This is a genomic window from Bradyrhizobium sp. IC4059 (genome assembly GCF_020193615.1).
Classification (GTDB): domain Bacteria; phylum Pseudomonadota; class Alphaproteobacteria; order Rhizobiales; family Xanthobacteraceae; genus Bradyrhizobium; species Bradyrhizobium yuanmingense.
Genome location: NZ_JADYVH010000011.1, coordinates 200,248 through 221,641, shown reverse-complemented (window position 1 = coordinate 221,641; position 21,394 = coordinate 200,248). Strand labels below are relative to the sequence as shown.

Genomic DNA, 21,394 nt, shown 5'->3' with positions numbered 1-21,394 from the left:
CGGATCGGATCGGTCTGGAAGCCAGGTTGGAGTCCAGGCCGGTCACGCACCTCAACAGGAGACTGACAATGACCAAAGGCAGCAATTTCTGGGTGATCGGCGGCGAGTTCGGTTCGATGAACTTCCACAAGCTCGTGGAAGGCTCGGCCCAGGTCAAAGGTCCGTTCAAGACCCGCAAGGAAGCCGAAGAGTGCTGGAAGGAAGTCTCGGAAGAAAGCCGTCACAAGGCCGGCGTCCGCTTCTCGATCGTGGAAGAGCCCTCGCGGGTCTCGGCCTGATCGCCCCGACTTAAGAAGACGTCCAAGGACGGATGGTCCCATCCAGGCCCTGCCTGGGTGGGATCGTCTGTTTTTGGCACAGGTGAAACGGCTGTGGGCGCCGTAAGTCTCTGGAATTGTAGGTCTTTGCGGAGGGTTTGGTTGCTGATAGGTTAATGGGCATAAGTCGAGGACGAGGCCGACAATGTCAGAGCCCGAGACCAGCGGGACCCATCCCGGCCAGCCGGGCCCGGTGCGGCTGCGCGATGCGCTGCTGCGCGCGCGGATCGAGGCGGCCGACCGCACCGGCGTCGTCGTCGATTTGCGCGACGCCGAGGTGGCACGGCTCGAGATCCTCAACGACGCGCTCGATCCCCTGTTCGCGCAGGTGCCTGATCAGATCGACCTGTTCGACCGCGGCATCAGCCAGGGCGATACGCCGCGGCTGTGGATCGACGTCGTCGCCCATATCGTGATGGGCCGCGACAAGCGGATGTACCGCTTCGTCCAGGACACCCGCTTCGGCCGCATCGTGCTCGCCGAATCGCACGACACCGCCGTGATCGTCGAGGCCGTCACCGACTATGTCGCGCGCCGCATGGTCGAGCGCGAGCGTGCGATGGTGGTCCAGCCCGAACCGCAAGCCCCGGCCGCCGCGCCGCCGCGCCGCTCGCGCCTGTGGCCATTCGTGTTCGGCTTCGTGCTCGGCGCTGCCGCGTTGTTCGGGGTGGCAGTGCTTGCGGTCTTGCGGAGCTGGTGAGGCTCTCTCCTTCGTCATTGCGGGGCGCGCGAGGCGCGAGCCCGGAATCCATTCCTCAGCATATACTGCCGCCCGATGGATTCCGGGCTCATGCTCCGCATGCCCCGGAATAACAGCCAACTAAATCAACCGCACATGCTTGATCTGCCCAACCTGAAACCCCGCCCCGAGGCTTCGCACCGTCTGCTCGCAGCGCCAGCCGGCATTGTCCTTCTCGATGGTGAACAGATTGTACGCCGCCGCCGGATAACGTCCGTGCGCCAGCGCGGAGGCCGACGGCACGCCGAGCGCGGGAATGTTGCCGTTTGGACCCTCGAACCACATCGTCGAATGAATGTGGTCGTGCCCGTGCAGGACCAGCTCGACGCCGTGGCGCTTCAACAGTCCCAGCAATTCCGGCGCGTCCGTCATCCGCTTCGCCCGCGCGCTGGACTTCAGCGGATGATGCACCAGCAGCACGCGGAAGACGTCTTCCGCGGCGAGCCGCTCGAGCACCTCCGCAAGCGCGGCGAGCTGATCGCGCCCGAGCGTGCCGGTCGCCATCAGCGGCAGGGTCGGCACCGCCGTGGACAGGCTGATCAGGGCAAGCGGCCCGCGCCGGCGCACCGCTGGGAAGGCTGCGCCGCCGGGTGTGTCCGCGGCGATGTAGTGCAGGAACGTCTCGCCGAAGCGATGACGCGTCGCGCTGACATAGGCGTCGTGATTGCCGGGGATCGCGGTCACGCGGTCGGGCGGGCCGACGCTTTCGAGCCAGGCCAGCGCCGGTGCGAACTCCGCCTCCAGCGCCAGGTTGACGAGATCGCCCGTCACTGCGATGTGGTCGGGCGCCTGCGCCTTCATGTCGGCGACGAGCGCGTCGAGAACCTCGCGGCGCTGGTACTTGTGGCGGTTGCGCGTCCAGTTGACATAGCCGAACGCGCGCTTGCCCGCGAGCTCGATCAGCCGCGGCTTCGGCAAAGGCGCCAGATGCGGATCGGACAGGTGGGCGAGCGTGAAGGGAGCCAGCGTGAAGGGAGTCATGGCGCGCGAATGCCTCGCTATTGCTCCGCTGTAATGGCAAGGTCGCGCGCCCCGCGCAAGCAGGGCCTGAAACGGGGCGTCGAGGAGCCTGATGGGAGAACGTCTGAACCGAGCCCGACGGAAAGCCGAGCCGCTGCTGCGGCGGTTCTTGCACGGCTATTTCCTGCTCGTCCGCGGCATGACGCTCGGCGTCCGTGCCGTGGTGCTGGATGCCGACAATCGTGTCTTCCTGGTCAGGCATAGCTACGTCAGCGGCTGGTATTTGCCTGGCGGCGGCGTCGATTTCGGCGAGACCATGGAAGAGGCGTTGCGGCGCGAGCTCAAGGAGGAGGGCGACATCGATCTGACCGGCGAGGCGATCCTGCACGGCGTCTTCCTCAATAGCCACGTCTCCCGCCGCGACCACGTCGCGGTCTACGTGGTCAGGCAGTTCAGGCAGGACCGCGTCCCTGAGCCCAACCGCGAGATCGTCGAATGCGGGTTCTTCGACAATGCCGCATTGCCCGAGGGCACCACGCCCGGCACGCGGCTGCGGATCGCCGAAGTGCTCGATGGCAGGCCCGTGATTGCGACGTGGCGCTGAGGGCGGCTTGTGCTAGTAACCCGCTCGACGCGCACGGCAGGCCACGCCGCTCGGGCGCGAGCCGACAAGCCTCGGAGTGCTGCCCTGATGACCACAACGCAACTTCGTATCGCGGTGCTGGTGCCCTGCTACAACGAGGAGGCCGCGGTCGCGACCGTCGTTGCCGATTTCCGCAAGGCGCTGCCCGCGGCGGAGATCTACGTCTACGACAACAATTCGCGCGACCGGACCGCCGCGGTCGCGCGCGAAGCCGGTGCGATCGTGCGCAGCGAGCGCCGGCAGGGCAAGGGTCACGTCGTGCGCCGCATGTTCGCGGACGTCGAGGCCGACGTCTATGTGCTGGTCGACGGCGATGCCACCTACGATGCGCCGAGCGCACCCATCATGATCGACAAGCTGCTCGACGAGCATCTCGACATGGTGGTCGGGCTTCGCGTCGATCAGGTCCAGGCTGCCTACCGGCTCGGCCACCGCACCGGCAACCGCATGCTGACGGGCTTCCTGTCCGACACCTTCGGCCACGCTTTCAAGGACCTCCTGTCCGGCTACCGGGTGTTCTCGCGCCGCTTCGTCAAATCCTTTCCCGTCCTCTCCGACGGCTTCGAGATCGAGACCGAGCTTGCGGTCTATGCGCTGGAATTGTCGCTGCCGGTTGCCGAGGTCGAGACGCCCTATTATGCGCGCCCCGAAGGCTCGTTCTCCAAGCTCAACACCTGGCGCGACGGCTTTCGCATCCTCGGCACCATGCTGAAGCTCTATCGCAGCGAGCGGCCGTTGCGCTTCTTCACGGTGATCGGAATCCTGCTGGCGCTGGCGTCGATCATCTTCGCGATTCCGATCGTGATCACCTTCATCGAAACCGGCCTCGTGCCGCGCCTGCCCACTGCCGTGCTGTCGATGGGCCTGATGATCATGGCCTTGCTGTCGGTGTCGTCAGGGCTCGTGCTCGATACGGTGACGCGAGGGCGGCGGGAGATGAAGATGCTGGCCTATCTGTCCCAGCCGGCGTCGAAACGGAACGCAGGTTGAGCCAGGCTTGCACTTCGCCCGCCGGGAGGTAAACGGGGCACCGCCGCCGCCCATGGACCTTCGCAGGCGCAAGTGCTACTCCGCGAATTGACATGAACGATCTCTCACTGACCATTCTTCCCGAAGCCGCCGGCGACGCTCAGGCGATCGAGCGGCTGCACGAACGCACCTTCGGCCCCGGCCGCTTCGTGCTGAGCGCCTACCGGATCCGCGAGCACGTCGACCATCTGCTCGAACTGTCCTTCACGGCCCGTATCGGCACGCTCCTGGTCGGCTCCGTCAGGCAATTGCCGATTCTGATCGGCCAAACGCCGGCACTGCTGCTCGGGCCGCTCACCGTCGAGCCGCCGTTCCGCGATCGCGGCATCGGCCGTCAGTTGATGGAGCGCGCGCTGAAGGACGCCAGGGAAAAAGGCCACCGCCTCGTGCTGCTGGTCGGCGACGAGCCCTATTACGGCCGCGTCGGCTTCAAGCAGGTCGCCAAGGGCCGCGTCACCATGCCCGGCCCGGTCGATGCCGCGCGCATCCTGGTGTTCGAGCTCGTCGACGGCGCCTTCGAGGGTGTGTCGGGCGCGGTCGGCCCGGACTGGAGCAAAGCGCGGACATAGGAGCGGCGCGCGTCGTTGGAAACGCCGTAGCCCGGATGGAGCGCAGCGCAATCCGGGAAGGTCTTCCGCAACGAGAGAACCCCGGATTACGCTACGCTCCATCCGGGCTACGACACTGCTCGTATCTCATCCGGCTAAGAGACCGTCGAGAAGACGCGCCGCTGCGCGCGTCATACTCCGTCATTGCGAGCGCAGCGAAGCAATCCAGAGTCTTTCCGCGGAGGCGGTCTGGATTGCTTCGTCGCAAGGGCTCCTCGCAATGACGGCGCGTGTCGTTACCTAGAACTTGAAGTTCGCGAACGCCCTGACGCCGATGCCGGGCAACAGCACCTGGTCCTTATTGAAGGAGACGGCATTGCGGATATTCTCGTTGAGCAGGTTGTTGCCGACGAGCCCGACATGCATCTCGCGCGCGCCGAACCAACGTTGATCGAGCTGCGTTTTGTAGCTGACCTCGGCCCTTAGCAGGTTGTAGCCGGGCGTCGGCGTCTCCGCGATCGGTGCGATGTCGTTTTGCGCGAACGCGTGCAGCAGGTTGATCCGGGCAAACCATTCGGCGTCGCGATAGTACACACCACCGCCCAGCCGCTGGGGCGGAATGCGTGGCACGTTAGTGCCGTCGTCGAAGGTCGCGCGCACGATGTCGTATTGACCCTCGATGCCCCAGATCCCGTTCCAGACCGGCATCACGTCGTACTGGAACTGGAATTCGCCGCCACGAAATGTCGCGTCGCGCTGCGAATAGACCGCCTGATTCAGTTCGAGGCCAGCGCCAAGCTGGCAAACGCCGTCCTCACACGTGTTGCCCGTCAGGCGGCGGTAGATAAAGCCGTTGAACTTGGTGTAGTAGCCGGTGATTTCGAAGCGAAGCGGACCTACCGCCCGTCGCAGTCCCGCCTCGACCGACTTGGCGGTCTCGATGCCGAGATTGGGATTGCCTATGTCGAAAGTGGTGGTGGCATCGTGGCCGCCGCGCGAGAACAATTCCGCCGGTTTCGGCGCGCGTTCGACATATTGGCCGGTGATGCTGGCGACCAGATCCCAAGGAAGGCTGTGGATCAGGCCGATGCTCCCGCTCAGCGGCGTGAAGTTGCGGTTGACCGCCGTTGCGGGGCCGATCGCGGCCGGATCGACGGCGAGGTCGAACACATCGGGGACGAAGGCCGGCGCCGTGCCGCTCAACCTTGCACTCTCGACGCGCCCGGCGATCTGAGCCTTGGTGGCTTCGCTGAACTTGAACTCGTTGAAGATGTACCCGGCGACCTTTGTATTCTTGTTCGGATCGAACAGTCCGTTGACCGGGCTGCCTGGATCGTCCGGGCTCGGCGCGGTCAGCTTCTGGTGCGACGCCTGAACGCCCACAGCGGTGGTCAGTGCAGCAAAGCGGACGTCGAACGGCGCAAGCTGCACCTCGACGCGGCCTTCCTGTTCCTTGTTGGTGAAGGTTTGTCTCACGCCGAGGGAGCCGAGGTCGGCAGAGTCGGCGAGCCCGACCTCATCGTGCTTATAGTCGGTGGCGCTGGCCCAGAACCGGATCGCATCGATCGCCGCCGCATCCGGCCGATACTCGCCTTTTGTCGTGAACTTCGTTTGTCGTCCGTCGATCCGCGTCAGGAACTCGCTGCCCTCGATACCGGGAATGTGATAGAGCGCGTTGTGCTGCGTGATCGCCGCGCCCACGTAGCCGCCGTCGAAGATGTAGGAGCCGCCGACAGATCCGCCGTAGGCCTGCGATGCCGAATTCGGCTGGCGTCCGTTGAACGGCAGCGTCGGGTCCGTCAAGAACGGATAGCTCGGGATGTTGTAGTCGCCGGCCTTGCGGCCAAAGGCATCGGCGTGGAAGGCAAAGTTGCCGCCGCCGGCATCGAGCAGCACGGCACCTTCGGTCCCGCGATCGACCGAAGTTACGGCCGTCCGCGTTTCCGCGGTGATGCAGCCCGGCGATCCCACGTTTGCGAGCGGCGCCTTGGTCGGGAGTCCGTAAGTCGGAAAGGGCGCCGTGCAGGACGGCAAGGCATCCGGAATTCGATTGTTGGTTGCGCTGACCACGCCACCGATCGCGGTGGAGCCGTAGCGCAGCGTCGCCGGTCCGCGGATGACCTCGACCTGGGTGGCTGCCAGCGGATCAATCGGCACGAAGTGATCCTCGCCGAGATCGGACGCGCCGTTGCTGCCTGTTCCGTTCTCGATAATGCCGACCCGGTTGGTGTCGAGCCCGCGAATGATCGGGCGGCTGGATGCGCCGGGTGCGTATTCAGAGCCGGTGATGCCGGGCTTGGAGAACAGGAGATCGCCGAGCGTGCCGCCGCCGTTGCGCCGAATCTCCTCGTTCGGCACCACGGTGACGGTCGCGAATTGATCGGTCACAACAGGCAGCACGCCTTGCTGAGGCGCGGCGGGCACGGGAGCTGCCGGTGCCGCTTCAGCCGTCTGCTCGCGGCTGCGCACCCGCGCGGTCCGCGTGCCGCGGCCTGCGTTGCGGATCGGCACCACTGCTCTGCGTACGATCGGGCTCGGCGCCGTTACGGTGATGGCGGGGAGCTCGGTCGACGATTTGTCTTGTGCCGGTCGTTGTGCCGAGTCTTGGGCGAACGCGGATGTAGCGGCGGCGCCGAGCAGGAGCAGGCTTGCTCCGCCAAGGCGCTGCGCGCGTCGCAATTGAAATGACATGGTCCTGATTCCACTCAGGCGCCGTCCGGATGATGCTCTGCTGATCGGAGGCGGCCTGCCGTCGCGACGCGACGGAATTCGACTTCAACTTCTCCCAGGCACTTGCCGATGTGCGGCGAGGCTGGGTGTGATCAAGCGTTGGAGTCAGGACGCAGGAGGGGCGCGCGGCTGGAACGCCGTGCGGGCCGATGTCAGATGAGCGAACTCGGCGTCGAGGCTGCGCCGGAGCAGCTCGATCGCCTGCGGCAGCAACAGCACGGGCGGCGTCGCCGACACGATCGTGCCCGCCATCGCAATGATGGCGCAGATGGCGCAACTCTCGTCGCGCGAATGCTCGCGGTCGGGACTTGAGGGCGATTGCTTCTCGACGGCGGCGCCGTCGGTTGCTGCAACGTCCTTGGCGCCGCCTTCGATGTGCTGGACCGATGATTGAGCAAAAGGCGCGGCCTGCGCGAACCAATGGCTGTGGCCGAACGTCAGCGCGAGCTGCACCAGCATCGCGAACAACGCGAGCCGGGCGCCGTGCCTGCTATTCGACCGGAACCACTTCATCTGGAAAACGCCACCCCCACACCGAGGCGTCAATCCCAGGACGCCGCGATGTTATAGTATAACATCGCCCGACCGGTTCACCGATGTCAACGGCGGGGGGATCGGCGCATGCAAGCCGCCAAGCCGATGTGTCGTTCGGGCAACTACCGCCCCTCGCGCACCCAGGTCGCCGCAAATGCGCCGAGCAGCAGCAGCAGGCCGATCAGGCCGGAGAAGATCGGCAGCACGCCGACGCCCTTGACCACGCTGGCATCGCGCATCCGCACACCCATCCACCCGTCGCCGTGGAACATGCCGACCGAGCGCACCGGCAGGATGCGCGGCAGCTCGACGCTCGAGCTAGCAGCCACGCGCACGGCATCGCCGCCCGTCGCCTGTGTCAGCGGCTTCAACGTATCGACCGTCGAGGTGACTTCCGAAAATTCCTTCGGATTGGTCGGGCCGACATTGATCAACGCCTTCAGCGTGCCGTCGGTGGCCTGCCACAGGCCGAGTTCGCTCGCCGGCAGGCTGGCGCGCCACTCGCCGGGATCGCCGGCGCTCAGCGTCAGATCCTGCGACACGCCCGACGGCGAGGTCACGCTGACGGGCTGGACGCTGTCCGCCATGGTCTGACGCACCACGACGAGGTCCTTGCCCTGGACCTGGAGGCGCAGCGCCTCTTCGTCGAGATCGGGTTGCTTCATCAGCCAGTGCGACATCCGCCTGAGCAGGTCGAGATGCGGACCGCCGCCCTCATAGCCGCGCGCCCACAGCCAGATGTGGTCGGACAGCAGGAGCGCGACGCGGCCCTCGCCGAAGCGCGACAGGAACAGCAGCGGCTTGCCGTCGACGCCCGTCATGACGGGCGGGTTGACCGCATTGCGGGTATCGACGGTGCGGAAGAACCGGCTCCAGCGCGGCGGCTCGCTGGCGGAGCCTTCCAGCCCGCGCGTGACGGGATGGCGTTTGCCGAGGTCCGACAGATGCGCATAGAACGGCTTCTCGGTGACGCCGACCGGTTCGGCCGGCAGCACCGAATCGAGCGGCGTGCGCCAGATGCTGCTGTTCGAGGCATAGTCGGGGCCGGCCGAGACCAGCACGGCGCCGCCTGCACGCACGTAACGCGCCATGTTCTCGAAATAGGGGATCGGCAGCACGCCCTGGCGGGCATAGCGGTCGAAGATGATCAACTGGAATTCGTTGATCTTCTGCTGGAACAGCTCGCGGGTCGGAAACGCGATCAGCGACAATTCGTTGATCGGCGTGCCGTCCTGCTTCTCCGGCGGGCGCAGAATGGTGAAATGCACGAGGTCGACGCTGGCGTCGGACTTGAGCAGGTTGCGCCAGGTGCGCTCGCCCGAATGCGGCTCGCCCGAGACCAGCAGCACGCGCAGCTTGTCGCGCACGCCGTCGATGGCGACGACGGCGCGATTGTTCACCGGCGTCAATTCGCGTTCGAGCGGCGAGGCCTCGATCTCGACGATGTTCGGCCCGGCATGCTTGATGTCGACGTCGACGCTCGCGGCCTGGCCGCTGGAGAGCGTGCGCTCGTTGATGACCTCGCCGTCGCGGCGGACGATGACCCTGGCGCGCTCGCCGGTGACACCCTGGTCGTCGAGGCGATAGGAGATGGTCTGGCTCTGCCCGACGATACCGAAGCGCGGCGCGGCGGTGATCGCGATGCGGCGGTCGCGCTCGTCCTTCTGGCCCGTGACCAGCGCGTGCACCGGCGCCTGGAAGCCGAGCGCGGCGGCGTTCGCGGGAATGTCGTGGACGCGGCCGTCGGTGATCAGGAACGCGCCGGCTACGCGGTCGACCGGGACGTCCGCCAAGGCCGAGGCCAGCGCGCCGAACAGCTTGGTGCCGTCGGTCTCGCCGTCGGCCTGTCCGGCTTCGACGACACGGACCTCGAGGCCCTTGATCTTCTTCAGGCTGTCGACCAGCGCCTCCTGCGCTTGCGCAGCTTCGCGATTGCGGTTGCCGAAGTTCTGGCTCGGGCTCTTGTCGATGACGACAGCGGCGACCGAGGTGAGGGGATCGCGGTCCTCGCGGGTGAAGGAGGGATTGGAAAGCGCCAGCAGGAACAGCGCCAGCGCGGCCACGCGCACCGCGGCGCCGCGCGCGCGCGCCAGCAGCAGCACGAGCGCGACAATGACGATCGCGGCGAGCGCGAGCCACAGCACGATGGTAGGAACAAGCGGTGTGAACGCGATGCCGTAGTTCATGTCGATCCTATTGCCCCAGCCGTTCGATCAGCGCCGGAGCGTGCACCTGGTCGGCCTTGTAGTTGCCGGTCAGGGTGTACATCACGATGTTGGCGCCGGCGCGGTAGGCGAATTCGCGCTGGCGGGGGTCGCCGCCGGTCACCGGCAGCATGGCCTGTCCGTCGGGCCGCACCGCCCAGGCGCCGGCCAGGTCGTTCGAGGTGATGATGATCGGCGAGACGCCGTCGCCGCCGCGCGCCGGCCGCTGCGCGCTCTCATCGTCGTCTTCGCGCGGCAAGGTCTCGACCCAGGTCTGGCCCGCGGTGAAGCGGCCGGGGAAGTCGCGCAGCAGATAGAAGGTCTTGGTCAGCACATGCTCGCGCGGCACCGGCTCGAGCTCGGGCACGTCGAGCGAGGACAGGATCTCGCGCAGCGTCTGCATCGCTGGGGTCTGCGCCGCGCCGTTGGCGCCGGGCGGCGCCTCGATCGCGTCGCGGGTGTCGAACAGCACGGTGCCGCCCTGCTTCATGTAGACGTCGATCTTGTTGATGGCGTCCTGCGGCGGCTTCGGCGCGCCCGGCACGATCGGCCAGTAGATCAGCGGGAAGAACGCGAGCTCGTCGCGCGCGGGATCGACGCCGACGGGATCACCGGCCTCGAGCGCCGTGCGCTGGGCCAGGAACAGCGTCAGCCCGTTCATTCCCGCCTTGACGATGGAATCGACATCCGCATTGCCCGTGACGACATAGGCGAGGCGGGTCTGCGACACCGACTTCATCGCGAACTCGTCCGTGACGCCGTCGGCGCGCGACGGCGCCGGCGAGAGCGCCGCGAATCCCGCGAGCAGGACCAGCACGATCATCGCGGGCGCGGCGCGGCGGCGCAGCAGCGCGGCAATGCCGCCGCCGAGCACCGCGATGATGATGGCGTCGATCAGGAACAGCGCGAGCGCCGTCGACAGCAGCCAGCCGCGCAAGTCGCGCGGCTCGGCATTGGTGTAGGTGGCGTGCCGGGCGCGCAGGCTCGCGGTGTTCAGGGCGGCGATGCGGTCGGCGCTGGCAAGCGTGTTCACGGCGAGCGGTCCTTCTGCCGGACCGTAGAAGCCGGGCGGATGATCTGATGTGGCGCGGTCGCGATAATCGGCAGGAAGCGGCTTGGCCGTCGCGGGCGGCGGACCGAACGCGCCAAATCCGTCGAGGATGTGCAGCGGCGCCACGGTCTCAGTGGTCGCTTCGCCGGCAACGCCAGCGCCGGGCTTCGCGGTGTAGCCGGACATGTCGACCACCCGCCGCAGCATTTCGACGAAGGTGCCCGACATCGGTAAGTCAGACCAGCGCATGTCGGCGCTGACGTGGAACAGGCTGACGAGGCCCTTGCCGCGATGCTCGCCGGTGACGAGCGGGGTGCCGTCTTCCAGCGAGGCCCAGCTCTTGGTGGCGAGCACGGCGTCGGGCTCGGCCAGCACCTGCCGGCTCACGGTGACGTCCTTCGGCACTGCGACCCCGGCGAACGGACCGTCGGCGGCGAAGGAGGCGAGATGCTGCGGCTTCTCCCAGGTCAGGCTGCCGCCGAGCGTGCGGCCGCCCTTGCGCAGCTTGACCGGCACGAGGTCGTCCTCCGCCTGTGCCAGCCGGGGCCCAGCGAACCGCACCAGCACGCCGCCCTGGTCGATCCAGGCATTGAGGCGTTCGCGCAGCTCGGGGGCGATGGTGCCGACATCGGCGAGGATGATCATCGGCAGCTTCTGGTCGAGGAACTGCGTGATGCCCTGCTGAGGCGAGCCTTTGTCGGCGAGCCGGACGTCGGCGAACGGCGCCAGCGCGCGGGTGAGATAGAAGGTCGGCGCCAGCAGTGGCTGCGCGGTCTCGCTGGTCGCGCCCGAGATGATGCCGATGGCGCGGCGGCGCCAGCGCTTGTCGAGCAGCTGCACCGCGCCGGCGGAGCGCTCGCCGGAGATTTCCAGTCGCGTGATGTCGTTGCGCAGCTCGACCGGCAGGTCGAACGCCGCCTCGGTTTCCTTGTCCTGCGGGCCGAACGAATAGCGCGCTTCGCCGATCGGGGAGGCCTTCTGGTCCAGCGCGCGCACCGTGCCGACCGCGATCCCGCTGTCGGTGCGCAGCACCTTCACCGTCATCTTCGCTGCGGCATTCTCGGCGGCGACCAGGGCCAACGGCGAGGAGGTGCCGCCTTGGAACACGGTCAGGCTGCGATCGCCGATGGTCTTGCCGAGGCCGGCCACGAAGTCCTCGCCGCGGCCGGTGTCGACGCCGTCCGAGAGCCAGGCGATCTCGCAGTCGCCGGTCACCTTGAGGAAACGGTCGACCGCCGCCAGCGTCTCGACGCGGTCGATCGAATAGGGCTTTGGCGCCAGCTGCCGCAGCGCGACGCGCGCCGCACCCGCCGGCATCAGGGTGATGTCGCGGTTCGGCTCGGACAGCGGCACCAGCGCGATGCCGCGGCCGTCATTGTCGGCATTGGCGATAAGCTCATCGGCGGTCCTGATCCTGACGTCCCAGTGCGATGCGGCGCTCCAGCCGTCGTCGAACATGATCATCAGCGGCGCCTTGCTCCCGGCGACGCCCGTTTGCGGATTCCAGATCGGGCCGGCGGCGGCGAAGATCACCAGCGCGGCGGCGAGCAGGCGAAGCGCGGTCAGCCACCACGGCGTCCGTGAGGGCGTCTCTTCGCGCGGCGTGATGTCGAACAACAGCCGCGTCGGCGGAAACTCGATGCGGCGCGGCCGCGGCGGCATCACGCGCAGGAGCCACCACAGCACGGGCAGGCTGACGAGGCCGATCAGGAGCAGCGGTTGCGTGAAGGCGAGCGGCAATCCCATCATGTGGCCGGCCCCGCCTTGATCGTCGTGGTGCGTGCGCCGGACTTGCTCACCTGCATGCCGGCATGCAGGAACAGCAAGAGTTCGGCGGCGGAGCGGTCGGTCGCGTGCGTCGTGAACAGCCAGTCGAGCTTGTTGGTCTCGGCACGGATCTGGTCGCGGTGCAGCGCAAGCCGCGCGGTGTAATCCTGCGCCCAGCTCTCGGCGCGGCCGGCGGTGATCACGCCAAAACCTTCGGGCTCGACGAACTCGACGCGGCCGGAATAGGGGAACGATTCCTCGGCGGGATCGACCACCTGCACCATCGTGCCGTGCGCGCCGGAGCTGGACAGCCCGGCGAGCGTCGTCCTGATCTCGGCGATCGGCGACCAGAAATCCGACAGCACGATGATCTCGGCCAGCGCGGCCGGAACGAAGGATGGCGGCAGGCTCAGTCGGTCTGCATCGTCATGCAGCATCGCCTGCGCCATCCTGTCGATGACGCTGCGGCTTGCGGTCGGCGCCATCAGCCCGGGAATGCCGACGCGCTCGCCGCCGGCGACAAGCAGCTCGGCCAGTGCGAAGGCGACGATCAGTGTCCGCTCGAGCTTGGACACGCGCGCGGTCTTCGAGGCGAACGCCATCGAGGGCGAGCGGTCCGGCCAGATCCAGACCGTGTGCGAGGCTTCCCATTCCAGCTCGCGCACGTACAGATGGTCGTCGCGCGCCGAGCGGCGCCAGTCGACGTTCTGCGACGGTTCGCCCGAGACGAAGCGGCGGTACTGCCAGAAGTTTTCGCCCGAGCCGGCGCGGCGCCGTCCATGCAGGCCGTGGATGACGTTGGCGGCGATGCGGCGGGCCTCGAGCACCAAGCGCGGCAACGAAGCGGCGAGCGTGCGGCTTTCGCCATCTGCACGTCGGATCGCCAATATCTCCTTCGCTGCCCGCCCGTTCTCCGCTGCCATCAACCGATCCGTGTCTTCAATTGCCGGATCACGTCCGGAATCGTGCGGCCTTCGGCGCGCGCCTGGAACGTCAACGCCATGCGGTGCTTCAGCACGGGCTCGGCAAGGTCGAGCACGTCGTCGATCGAGGGTGCGAGGCGGCCGTCGATCAGCGCACGCGCGCGCACCGCCAGCATCAGGGATTGGCTGGCGCGCGGGCCGGGGCCCCAGGCAATGAACTTGCCGGCTTCGCCGGCGTCCGGACCCGGGCGGGCCGAGCGCACCAGCGAGAGAATCGCCTCCACCACGGAATCGCCGACCGGCAGGCGCCGGATCAGGCGCTGCGCGGTGATCAGCGCATCCGGCGTCATCGCGCCCTTGGCCAGAGTCTCCTCCGCGCCCGTGGTTTCAAACAGGATGCGGCGCTCGGCATCGCGGTCGGGATAGTCGACGTCGATCTCCATCAGGAAGCGGTCGAGCTGGGCTTCGGGCAGCGGATAGGTGCCTTCCTGCTCCAGCGGGTTCTGCGTCGCGAGCACGTGGAACGGTTTCGGCAGATCGTGACGCGCGCCGGCGACGGTGATGTGCTGCTCCTGCATCGCTTGCAACAACGCCGATTGCGTGCGCGGGCTGGCGCGGTTGATCTCGTCGGCCATCAGGAGCTGCGCGAACACGGGACCGGCAATGAAGCGGAAGGCGCGCCTTCCCGCGGTGCTCTCGTCCAGCACTTCGGCGCCGAGAATGTCGGAAGGCATCAAATCGGGCGTGAACTGGATGCGCTTGGCGTCGAGACCGAGCGTGACGCCGAGCGTCTCGACCAGCTTGGTCTTGGCAAGGCCCGGCACGCCGATCAGGAGCGCATGGCCGCCGGAGAGGATGGTGACCAGCGTGTTCTCGATCACGCGATCCTGGCCGAAGATGACCGAGGCGATCGCGTCCTTGGCCGCGCGAACCTGGCTCGACACCTGCTCGGCCGAACGGACGATCCCGTCCTCGAGTTTCTCGACACTCTCCGCCATTCGCTTGCTCCTTCAGCCTGTGCAACGCGGCTTGCTTGCATCGTCAGCCTGTCACGTCAGGTCATCACGCCAGATCATGGGCCCCATGCTAGACTTGCAGGAAAGCCATGTATTCGTTGAATTAACCTATCCCCACCTTATCGGCTTCGGGGTATGTACGGCATCACGAAGTGGCGACCTCCGCACCTGGGCTATTCCGGATGGAACCGCGCACCTAAGTACAACGTAGACCTGCACCAATCGTGCCAATCACAAAGTCAGGGCAAACCATGGCGAACCAAGGGCAGAGCGCCGATCGGGGTCTCGAGGGACTGACTGCCGCCGCCAAAAGCGCTGCCAATGCCGAAGGCGCCAAAAAAGGCCTGCCTCCGGTGCATCTGTGGAATCCGCCGTTTTGCGGCGATCTCGACATCCGAATCGCCTCCGATGGTACTTGGTTCTACATGGGGACGCCAATCGGGCGTCCCGCCCTGGTGCGGCTGTTTTCGACCATTCTCAAGCGCGAGGGCGACAAGCATTTCCTGGTCACGCCGGTGGAGAAGGTTGGTATCCGCGTCGACGATGCGCCGTTCATGGCGGTCGAGATGCAGAAGGACGGCGAGGGCAGCCATCGCGTGCTGCACTTCCGCACCAATGTCGACGACTGGGTCACCTGCGACGCGGCGCACCGGCTGCGCTTCGAGCAGGCTAGGGATGGCGGGCTGACGCCCTATCTGCACGTCCGCGCGGACCTCTGGGCCAAGGTGACGCGCGCGCTCTATTACGATCTGGTTGACATGGGCGAGGAGCGGATGGTCGATGGCCAGCCGATGTTCGGTGTCGAGTCGGCCGGCGAGTTCTTCGCCATGGCCGATGCGGAGCAGGTGAGGGCGGCGCTTTGAATTTGAACAACCCTATCCTGACGAACGAGCCGGTCGCGCTTGGCGCTGCGGATTTCTTCGCCCGCTCCAAGGCGAGGCTCGGCTTCGACGTGCCGCCCGGCCTCTATGATCCCAACATCATCCCCGCCTCGGGCGATCCCGGCACCGACAAGATGCTCGAGATCATCGCGCGCGAGCAGCCGGTGCGTCCCGCAGCGGTCCTGATCGCGGTGGTCGACCATCCCGAGCCCACCATCCTGCTGACGCAGCGCTCGGCGCATCTCAACGACCATGCCGGCCAGATCGCCTTTCCCGGCGGCAAGATCGACGCGATCGATGCCTCGCCGCTCGATGCGGCGCTGCGCGAGGCCGAGGAGGAGGTCGGGCTGGCACGCGACTTCGTCGAGCCGCTCGGCTATCTCGATCTCTACGGCACCGCCTTCGGCTTCCGCATCCTGCCGACGGTGGCGAAGGTCAGGCCGGGCTTTTCGCTCAGCATCAACCATTCCGAGGTTGATGATGCCTTCGAGGTGCCGCTATCCTTCCTGATGAATCCGGTGAACCACCAGGTGCACAGCAAGGAATTCCGCGGCACGCCGCGGTCCTACTACGCGATGCCGTTCGCGGAACGCTACATCTGGGGGGCGACGGCGGGCATGCTGCGTGTGCTGTATGAGCGGATCTATTCGTCATGATCCGGACGGTTCTGACCGAGATCGGAATCTTCCTCATCCCCTTTGCCGTCTATGCGCTGTTCCTGGCGGCGACGCGGTCCGGTGTGTTCGCACGCTCCTCATGGCCGGTCGCGATCGTCGCGCGTCTTGCGCTGGTGGCGATCGTGCTGGTCATCGCCGGCCTCATCGGCTTGGCGGAGTTCTCCGGCGCGCCGCCGGATTCGACCTACGTCCCCGCCCATATCGAGGACGGCAAGCTCGTGCCGGGCACGGAAAAGTAGGGGCGGGTCCATGAGCGCGGAGCCTTTACTCGCCGATGCGCCCTGGCTGACCGCAGGCGGCACCGCGCGCGTCCTGGCGCTGCTCGGCACCCATGGCGAGGAGGCGCGTGTGGTCGGCGGCGCCGTGCGCAACGCGCTGCTCGGCCTTGCGCCGGGTGACATCGACATCGCGACCACGGCGCTGCCGGACGAGGTGATACGGCGGGCCAAGGCTGCCGGCATCAAGAGCGTGCCGACCGGCATCGACCACGGCACGGTCACGCTGGTGATCGATGCCCACCCCTATGAAGTCACGACGCTGCGCGAGGACACCGAGACCTTCGGCCGCAAGGCCAAGGTCGCGTTCGGCCGCGACTGGGTGAAGGATGCCGAGCGGCGCGACTTCACCATGAACGGCCTGTCGGTCGATGCACGCGGTGTGGTTTACGATTATGTCGGCGGCATCAACGACGCCAAGGCGCGGCGCGTGCGCTTCATCGGCGATCCCGACCAGCGCATCGCCGAGGATTACTTACGCATCCTGCGCTTCTTCCGCATCCATGCCGCCTTCGGCGCCGGCGATCCCGACCCGGACGGCTATCTCGCCTGCATCCGCCGACGCGCGGGCCTGGCCAGCCTGTCGGCCGAGCGGGTGCGCATGGAGATGCTCAAGCTGCTGGTCGCCGGCGGTGCGGCTGCGGCCGCGCGGGCCATGGCCGAGGGCGGATTGCTGCAAACGCTGATCGGCGGCGTCGTCTATACGGGTCCCCTGGACACGATGATCGCGATCGAGCGCGAACTCGGCCTCAGGCCCAGCAGCACGCGGCGCCTGGCCGCGCTCTCGGTCGCCGTCACCGAAGACGCCAAGCGCCTCGCCGTGCGCCTGCGGCTCTCCAATGCCGAGGCCAAGGCGCTGGATTCGATGGGGCACCGCTGGTGGCGCCTCGCCACCAAGGACGAAGCCAATGCACGGCGCTTGCTGTACCGGCTCGGGCCCGAGAGCTATCACGATCGCGTATTGCTTGGCTGGGCACGCGCCGCCGCTGACGTGCATTCGCCGCGCTGGCGCGCGCTCGCCGAGCTGCCGCAGCGCTGGACCGCACCCAAATTTCCGCTGAAGGCCGCCGATTTCATCGCCCGCGGTCTCGCCGAAGGACCTGCGCTCGGCCATGTGTTGGCGCTCGCTGAAGACGCCTGGCTCGCGGCGGATTTCCCGCTGGAAGAAGCCGCGCTCGCTACGCTCGCCGATCAAGCCGTGGCCCGCATCAGAGGCGACCAGAAAGATTGACCATCGTCTCGGGCTTCTCCGATATCTCGCTTCTGCAGCTTCTGCTTCGGTATGGCCGTGCCCGGCGTTCTTCGCCAAGGCCTTCGTCGATGCCGGTGCACATCCGCACCGCGATCCTCGATGCCGCCGTGATCACCGGCGGGCTGGTGATGATCTCGGCAGCGGCGAGGCAGCTCGTGGTCTAACGACGCCGGCTGAAATGGCGTTCTTGGCGTCTGAGGAGCATCTGATGTGGCGAAAATCTGGCGGCGTCGCGTCAGGCGAACTTCGCGCGCACAAACCGTGTTCCGCAGTTCCACGCTGTGTCGCCGACGCTACAGCAATATTGCGAGACCACCTCTATACCTTGATACCTTGGCTTAAGCGGTGCCGCCTTGTCACGCGCACAGCGTTCGAGGGAAGTCATGAAATCCATTGTCTCCAAATCCATCGTCTCTGCTGCCCTTCTGGCCTCGGCTGTGTGTCTCTCCCACGCCGCCTCCGCGGCCGATCTTGCCAGGGCCTACACCAAGGCGCCGCCCGCGCCGGTCGCATTCAGCTGGACCGGTTTTTACGCCGGCGTGCATGGCGGTTATGGCTGGAGCGATCCGACGGCGACCTTCGATCCCGGCGCGCTCGCAACCGGGACGGTGCCCGGCTATGTCGTCACGGGTGGCACTGGGCCGTTCACCCTGGATGTGAGCCCCAAGGGCGGATTCGGCGGCGGCCAAATCGGCTATAACTGGCAGTCCGGCACGTTCGTGTATGGTCTGGAAGCGGATGTCAGCGGCGCTGCCATCAGGGAAACGGCGAGCCGCCCCTTCAGCGTCACCGGAACGATCGGCGGCGACAATGGCGCCTTCACCGGCGTGTTCAATCTCAAGCAGGAAATCGATGTCTTCGGCACGATCCGCGGACGTCTCGGATACGCGGCGAACAATGTGCTGATCTACGGTACCGGTGGCTTCGCCTGGGGCCACGTCAAGAACAGCATCTTCACCTCCAATCTCGCCACGCCGAACATTGCCAACTTCAATGGCTTCTTCCCGGCCCTGACGCGAAGCGCATCCTCGTCGGAGGTCCAGGTGGGTTTCTCCGCGGGTGGCGGCCTGGAATGGGCGTTCGACCCGCGCTGGACATTCAAGGCCGAGTACATCTACATCAATCTCGGAAAGTCGAACGGCAATGCGCTTGCATTCCCCGGCGCGTCGTTCACGGACACCGAGGTTCAGCTTCATACGGCCAAGGGCGGTATCAACTATCGGTTCTGATTTGATCGGCATCAGCTCGTAGGAGGGTTTCGCCGTTGCGAAACCCATCCTTGCGCCACTCCTGGCGTCGCAGCAGTCTCGTATTGTGATTCAGCTCGTGCTAACCGGCGCAGCTCGTCTTGCAAACGCGGACCAGACTGCTGCTTGTCCAGGGAGACGCCATGAAAGCACCCGCAAATCTCGCCGAGAAGCTCGCAACGTTTACCGATCGCTTCTCCCCGCGCACGGTGGCGACCTATAACGACAACGACATCATGGTGGCCAAGCTTGAGGGGCCCTTTCATTGGCACAAGCACGAGGACACGGACGACTTCTTTCTCGTGCTCAGCGGGACGCTGGACATCGAGCTGCGGGACCGCACGGTCACCCTCAACCCCGGCGAGGTTTTTGTCGTGCCGAAGGGCGTTGAGCACCGGCCGGTGGCGCGTGGGGAAGTGCACATCCTCTTGATTGAACCGACCGGGACGCCGAATTCCGGCGACAAAGCCACGGCGGCGCCTCGTATCCTCGTCTGATCAACCCCGCGCCCGTCATCAAGGGAAGCGCACGGCTCTCACGAGAATGTAGGCCGAAAAGTGCCTACTCCTCGTCATCATCTTCGTCTTCGTCGTCCTCGTCGTCTTCTTCCACCTTCACGAGCACGGCGAGCGGCAGCGTCTCGCGGAACAGGTCGCCTTCCATGCCCATCCACAGGCACAGTGCCTCGTTCTCCTTCACCTCCGCGACGGTCAGCGGCTGACCGCCGGATTTCAGCATCACGACATCGCCGGCCTTCAGATCCATGGATTGTCCTTTCGGGTTGATCGACGCGGCCGACGCTAACAGGCCGTCATGACAGGCCGATCACGCCGGCTGCCGGTGCCGAAAGGTGTCTCCGCGCTACGGCTCAGCTGCGCTCGCTCGTGACCGGCTGGTTCGGCAGGCACTGGTTGCTGAAATAGCCGATGGCATCGCGCGCGAGCGGAACATGGCAGAAGAAGCCGGTGGGGCGGTATCGCACCCTGATGCGATCCAGCTGCGCCATGGTCAGCGTCATGAACGCGTCCAGCCGGCGGGCCTGAAGCTGTAGCCTGTGCTCATTGCTGTCGCGTGGTTTGTCGAGCTTGCGATCGTTCGGCACGTCGTTGCCGGAGGCCGGAGCTTGCAACGCATTCGGCCCGCCGCGGAGCACCTCGAAGCAATGGTGCATCACCAGGACGTGGTGCTTGGCGCTCCACCAGTTGATGGTCACGACCTTCTGCAACGCATCGATCTCGCCATCCGCCCGCCTGGCACAGAGGTTGACGTAGGATTTGAGCCCATTGGCCGTCGGGTCGTTGCACAATTCGTCGCTGGGGCGTCCAGGATCGGCGCCATTGAAGATCGCACCCTTGAACTGCGGAAGGTTGGCGTCGGAATCGCAATCGAAATTGTACTTGGTGAGCAGCGTTGCCGTCAGGGGATCCTGGTCAAGCGTGTGCTCTGCGGCCGGATCGCGCCCGAGGTCGCTGGGCCAGTCGATGTAGATCTCCGCCTTGCGCGCAAAGATGGCGCCGTTCCGCCGCAGCGACGTGCGCGCCTTCCAATAGTCCGAGAACGAGCCGAATGTCTTGGAGTCCACCGGAATGAAAGCGGGGCTTGCCTGCGCCTTCAGCGAGCCGAACTGCTCGCGCAGCATGGTCTCCTGCTGGATCTGCACGTCGGCGAAGGCGTCCGAGATCTCGAGGAAGGTGTCGGTCGCCTTCTGCATGTCCGCCTTGGCCTGCTCGCCGACCTTCTGTTCATAGGAATTCAGGTACTGGAAATATCCGCCCAGGAAGCCGGTCAGCAGGGTCACGGCCGTCAGTCCCTTGGTGACCGAGAGGCGGCTGTCCCAGGATTGAATTCTCTGCCACATACCCGCCGCCTTCACCGGGGATCGCGTGCGCGCTGCCTGCTTCGGAAGGTCCTGCTCCATTGTCGCCTCCAACTCGCCACGCCCCATGGCACGAGGCTACCGCAATCCCGGATTGCGGCTTGTGAAGCATTTCACTTCAAGTAAGGCAGGCGGGCTGCCGGATGTCGGGCGGCGGTAGCTCCTCGATCGAACGGGGAGGGTGTCTGGACCACCTCCCACGCGATGCGAACGTCGCCTTGAATTCGCGGTCGGCATCGCCTAGTTTTTCGGCGTGCCGCACGGTGTCCGCCACCATCTTCGTCAACTCGCCAGAACGGCCATGTTCGTGGCGATATCCGCGTTTGTGCTTCAGGCGGCCCTGATCTCGGTCTCGCAGGCGCAGGCGGCTGTTGGCGCCATTCCGATGCCGTCCGTCACGCTCAGCGGTTCCCTGCATTTCCACGATCAATTGGCCGGCCACGTGCATTCCCACGCCGGCGACGACGCGGAAGGCCACGTCCATGACGGGCCGGATCACGATGAGGACGGCACTCCCGGCGTGGCCTGGGACATGTTTGGCACCTCGATCGCCTCAGCGCAGGTCGTTCACCTGCTCAGCGTCTTCGAAGTGCTCGGCGCCATGGACCTGCCGCTCGCGCGGGCCATTGTCGGGGTGCGCCCCGACGGACTCGTCCGGCCACCAAGTACCTTCAGCATCGCGTAGTCCCGGCGGCGCTTCGGTCGCCGCCTTTTCGCATGTCTGA

Annotated in this window: 21 protein-coding genes and 1 pseudogene; 13 read left to right on the top strand and 9 right to left on the bottom strand. The window is 66.3% G+C overall.

Annotated elements, in window-relative coordinates; genetic code table 11:
- Positions 1–68: 68 nt before the first annotated feature.
- Positions 69–278, top strand: coding sequence for a hypothetical protein (locus tag I6F12_RS29700; protein ID WP_036013800.1), 210 nt, complete (start codon positions 69–71; stop codon positions 276–278).
- A 184-nt stretch (positions 279–462) separates the two neighbouring features.
- Entirely contained in the window at positions 463–1,017 is a 555-nt protein-coding gene (locus I6F12_RS29695; protein WP_225147879.1) for a hypothetical protein, read from the top strand.
- Positions 1,018–1,137: 120 nt separating this feature from the next.
- Here I6F12_RS29695 and I6F12_RS29690 read toward each other — a convergent pair whose 3' ends face one another.
- Positions 1,138–2,022, bottom strand: a complete 885-nt coding sequence (locus I6F12_RS29690) for a metallophosphoesterase (RefSeq protein ID WP_036013809.1) — start codon at positions 2,020–2,022, stop codon at positions 1,138–1,140.
- A gap of 106 nt (positions 2,023–2,128) precedes the next feature.
- On the opposite strand from I6F12_RS29690, the gene I6F12_RS29685 reads away from it, so the two are divergent.
- The 3 genes from I6F12_RS29685 to I6F12_RS29675 all read left to right on the top strand — a co-directional run bounded on the left by I6F12_RS29685 (position 2,129) and on the right by I6F12_RS29675 (position 4,257).
- Positions 2,129–2,620, top strand: coding sequence for an NUDIX domain-containing protein (locus I6F12_RS29685; RefSeq protein WP_036013806.1), 492 nt, complete (start codon positions 2,129–2,131; stop codon positions 2,618–2,620).
- Positions 2,621–2,707: 87 nt separating this feature from the next.
- Positions 2,708–3,649, top strand: coding sequence for a glycosyltransferase family 2 protein (locus I6F12_RS29680; RefSeq protein WP_036013795.1), 942 nt, complete (start codon positions 2,708–2,710; stop codon positions 3,647–3,649).
- A 92-nt stretch (positions 3,650–3,741) separates the two neighbouring features.
- On the top strand, positions 3,742–4,257 hold the full coding sequence (locus tag I6F12_RS29675) for an N-acetyltransferase (protein ID WP_057026259.1): 516 nt from the start codon (positions 3,742–3,744) through the stop codon (positions 4,255–4,257).
- A 279-nt stretch (positions 4,258–4,536) separates the two neighbouring features.
- Here I6F12_RS29675 and I6F12_RS29670 read toward each other — a convergent pair whose 3' ends face one another.
- From I6F12_RS29670 to I6F12_RS29645, 6 genes are all read right to left on the bottom strand, one after another.
- Positions 4,537–6,927, bottom strand: coding sequence for a TonB-dependent receptor (locus I6F12_RS29670; RefSeq protein ID WP_225157829.1), 2,391 nt, complete (start codon positions 6,925–6,927; stop codon positions 4,537–4,539).
- 144 nt (positions 6,928–7,071) lie between these two features.
- A complete protein-coding gene (locus tag I6F12_RS29665) occupies positions 7,072–7,479 on the bottom strand; it encodes a DUF2946 domain-containing protein (protein ID WP_036013788.1) in 408 nt (135 codons plus the stop codon).
- Between the two features lie 143 nt (positions 7,480–7,622).
- Positions 7,623–9,686, bottom strand: a complete 2,064-nt coding sequence (locus I6F12_RS29660; RefSeq protein ID WP_225157828.1) for a hypothetical protein — start codon at positions 9,684–9,686, stop codon at positions 7,623–7,625.
- A 7-nt stretch (positions 9,687–9,693) separates the two neighbouring features.
- Positions 9,694–12,504 carry a DUF4159 domain-containing protein gene (locus I6F12_RS29655; RefSeq protein ID WP_225157827.1) on the bottom strand — a complete coding sequence of 937 codons (2,811 nt, stop codon included), beginning with the start codon at positions 12,502–12,504 and terminating at the stop codon, positions 9,694–9,696.
- A complete protein-coding gene (locus tag I6F12_RS29650; RefSeq protein WP_225157826.1) occupies positions 12,501–13,445 on the bottom strand; it encodes a DUF58 domain-containing protein in 945 nt (314 codons plus the stop codon). The genes I6F12_RS29655 and I6F12_RS29650 overlap by 4 nt, the downstream gene beginning before the upstream one ends.
- Complete coding sequence (locus tag I6F12_RS29645) at positions 13,445–14,443, bottom strand: MoxR family ATPase (RefSeq protein ID WP_025038173.1); 999 nt, start codon at positions 14,441–14,443, stop codon at positions 13,445–13,447. Before I6F12_RS29645 ends, I6F12_RS29650 begins: the two co-directional genes overlap by 1 nt.
- A gap of 269 nt (positions 14,444–14,712) precedes the next feature.
- Here I6F12_RS29645 and I6F12_RS29640 point away from each other — a divergent pair, with 269 nt between their 5' ends.
- The 7 genes and pseudogenes from I6F12_RS29640 to I6F12_RS29610 all read left to right on the top strand — a co-directional run bounded on the left by I6F12_RS29640 (position 14,713) and on the right by I6F12_RS29610 (position 19,290).
- Positions 14,713–15,324, top strand: a complete 612-nt coding sequence (locus tag I6F12_RS29640; protein WP_225147874.1) for a DUF1285 domain-containing protein — start codon at positions 14,713–14,715, stop codon at positions 15,322–15,324.
- A 2-nt stretch (positions 15,325–15,326) separates the two neighbouring features.
- A complete protein-coding gene (locus I6F12_RS29635) occupies positions 15,327–15,998 on the top strand; it encodes a CoA pyrophosphatase (RefSeq protein ID WP_036024826.1) in 672 nt (223 codons plus the stop codon).
- Entirely contained in the window at positions 15,995–16,258 is a 264-nt protein-coding gene (locus I6F12_RS29630; protein WP_036013774.1) for a DUF6111 family protein, read from the top strand. Before I6F12_RS29635 ends, I6F12_RS29630 begins: the two co-directional genes overlap by 4 nt.
- A gap of 10 nt (positions 16,259–16,268) precedes the next feature.
- Positions 16,269–17,525 (top strand): CCA tRNA nucleotidyltransferase, encoded by a 1,257-nt coding sequence (locus I6F12_RS29625; protein ID WP_225157825.1) that lies wholly within the window; start codon positions 16,269–16,271, stop codon positions 17,523–17,525.
- Positions 17,526–17,589: 64 nt separating this feature from the next.
- Positions 17,590–17,710 (top strand): annotated as a pseudogene (locus I6F12_RS29620) (sulfite exporter TauE/SafE family protein); the annotation flags it as partial.
- 219 nt (positions 17,711–17,929) lie between these two features.
- Positions 17,930–18,775, top strand: coding sequence for an outer membrane beta-barrel protein (locus tag I6F12_RS29615; RefSeq protein ID WP_225157824.1), 846 nt, complete (start codon positions 17,930–17,932; stop codon positions 18,773–18,775).
- A gap of 161 nt (positions 18,776–18,936) precedes the next feature.
- Complete coding sequence (locus I6F12_RS29610; RefSeq protein WP_036024830.1) at positions 18,937–19,290, top strand: cupin domain-containing protein; 354 nt, start codon at positions 18,937–18,939, stop codon at positions 19,288–19,290.
- A 64-nt stretch (positions 19,291–19,354) separates the two neighbouring features.
- Here the strand turns inward: I6F12_RS29610 and I6F12_RS29605 are convergent, their stop codons facing one another.
- Both I6F12_RS29605 and I6F12_RS29600 read right to left on the bottom strand, forming a co-directional pair.
- The gene (locus tag I6F12_RS29605; protein ID WP_225157823.1) at positions 19,355–19,558 is read right to left on the bottom strand and encodes a DUF2158 domain-containing protein; all 204 of its coding nucleotides are present in this window, start codon (positions 19,556–19,558) and stop codon (positions 19,355–19,357) included.
- Positions 19,559–19,661: 103 nt separating this feature from the next.
- Entirely contained in the window at positions 19,662–20,711 is a 1,050-nt protein-coding gene (locus I6F12_RS29600) for a hypothetical protein (protein WP_225157822.1), read from the bottom strand.
- A gap of 259 nt (positions 20,712–20,970) precedes the next feature.
- On the opposite strand from I6F12_RS29600, the gene I6F12_RS29595 reads away from it, so the two are divergent.
- Positions 20,971–21,354: a hypothetical protein gene (locus I6F12_RS29595; RefSeq protein WP_225136674.1), complete on the top strand. Its 384-nt coding sequence runs from the start codon at positions 20,971–20,973 to the stop codon at positions 21,352–21,354.
- The last annotated feature ends 40 nt before the right edge of the window (positions 21,355–21,394 follow it).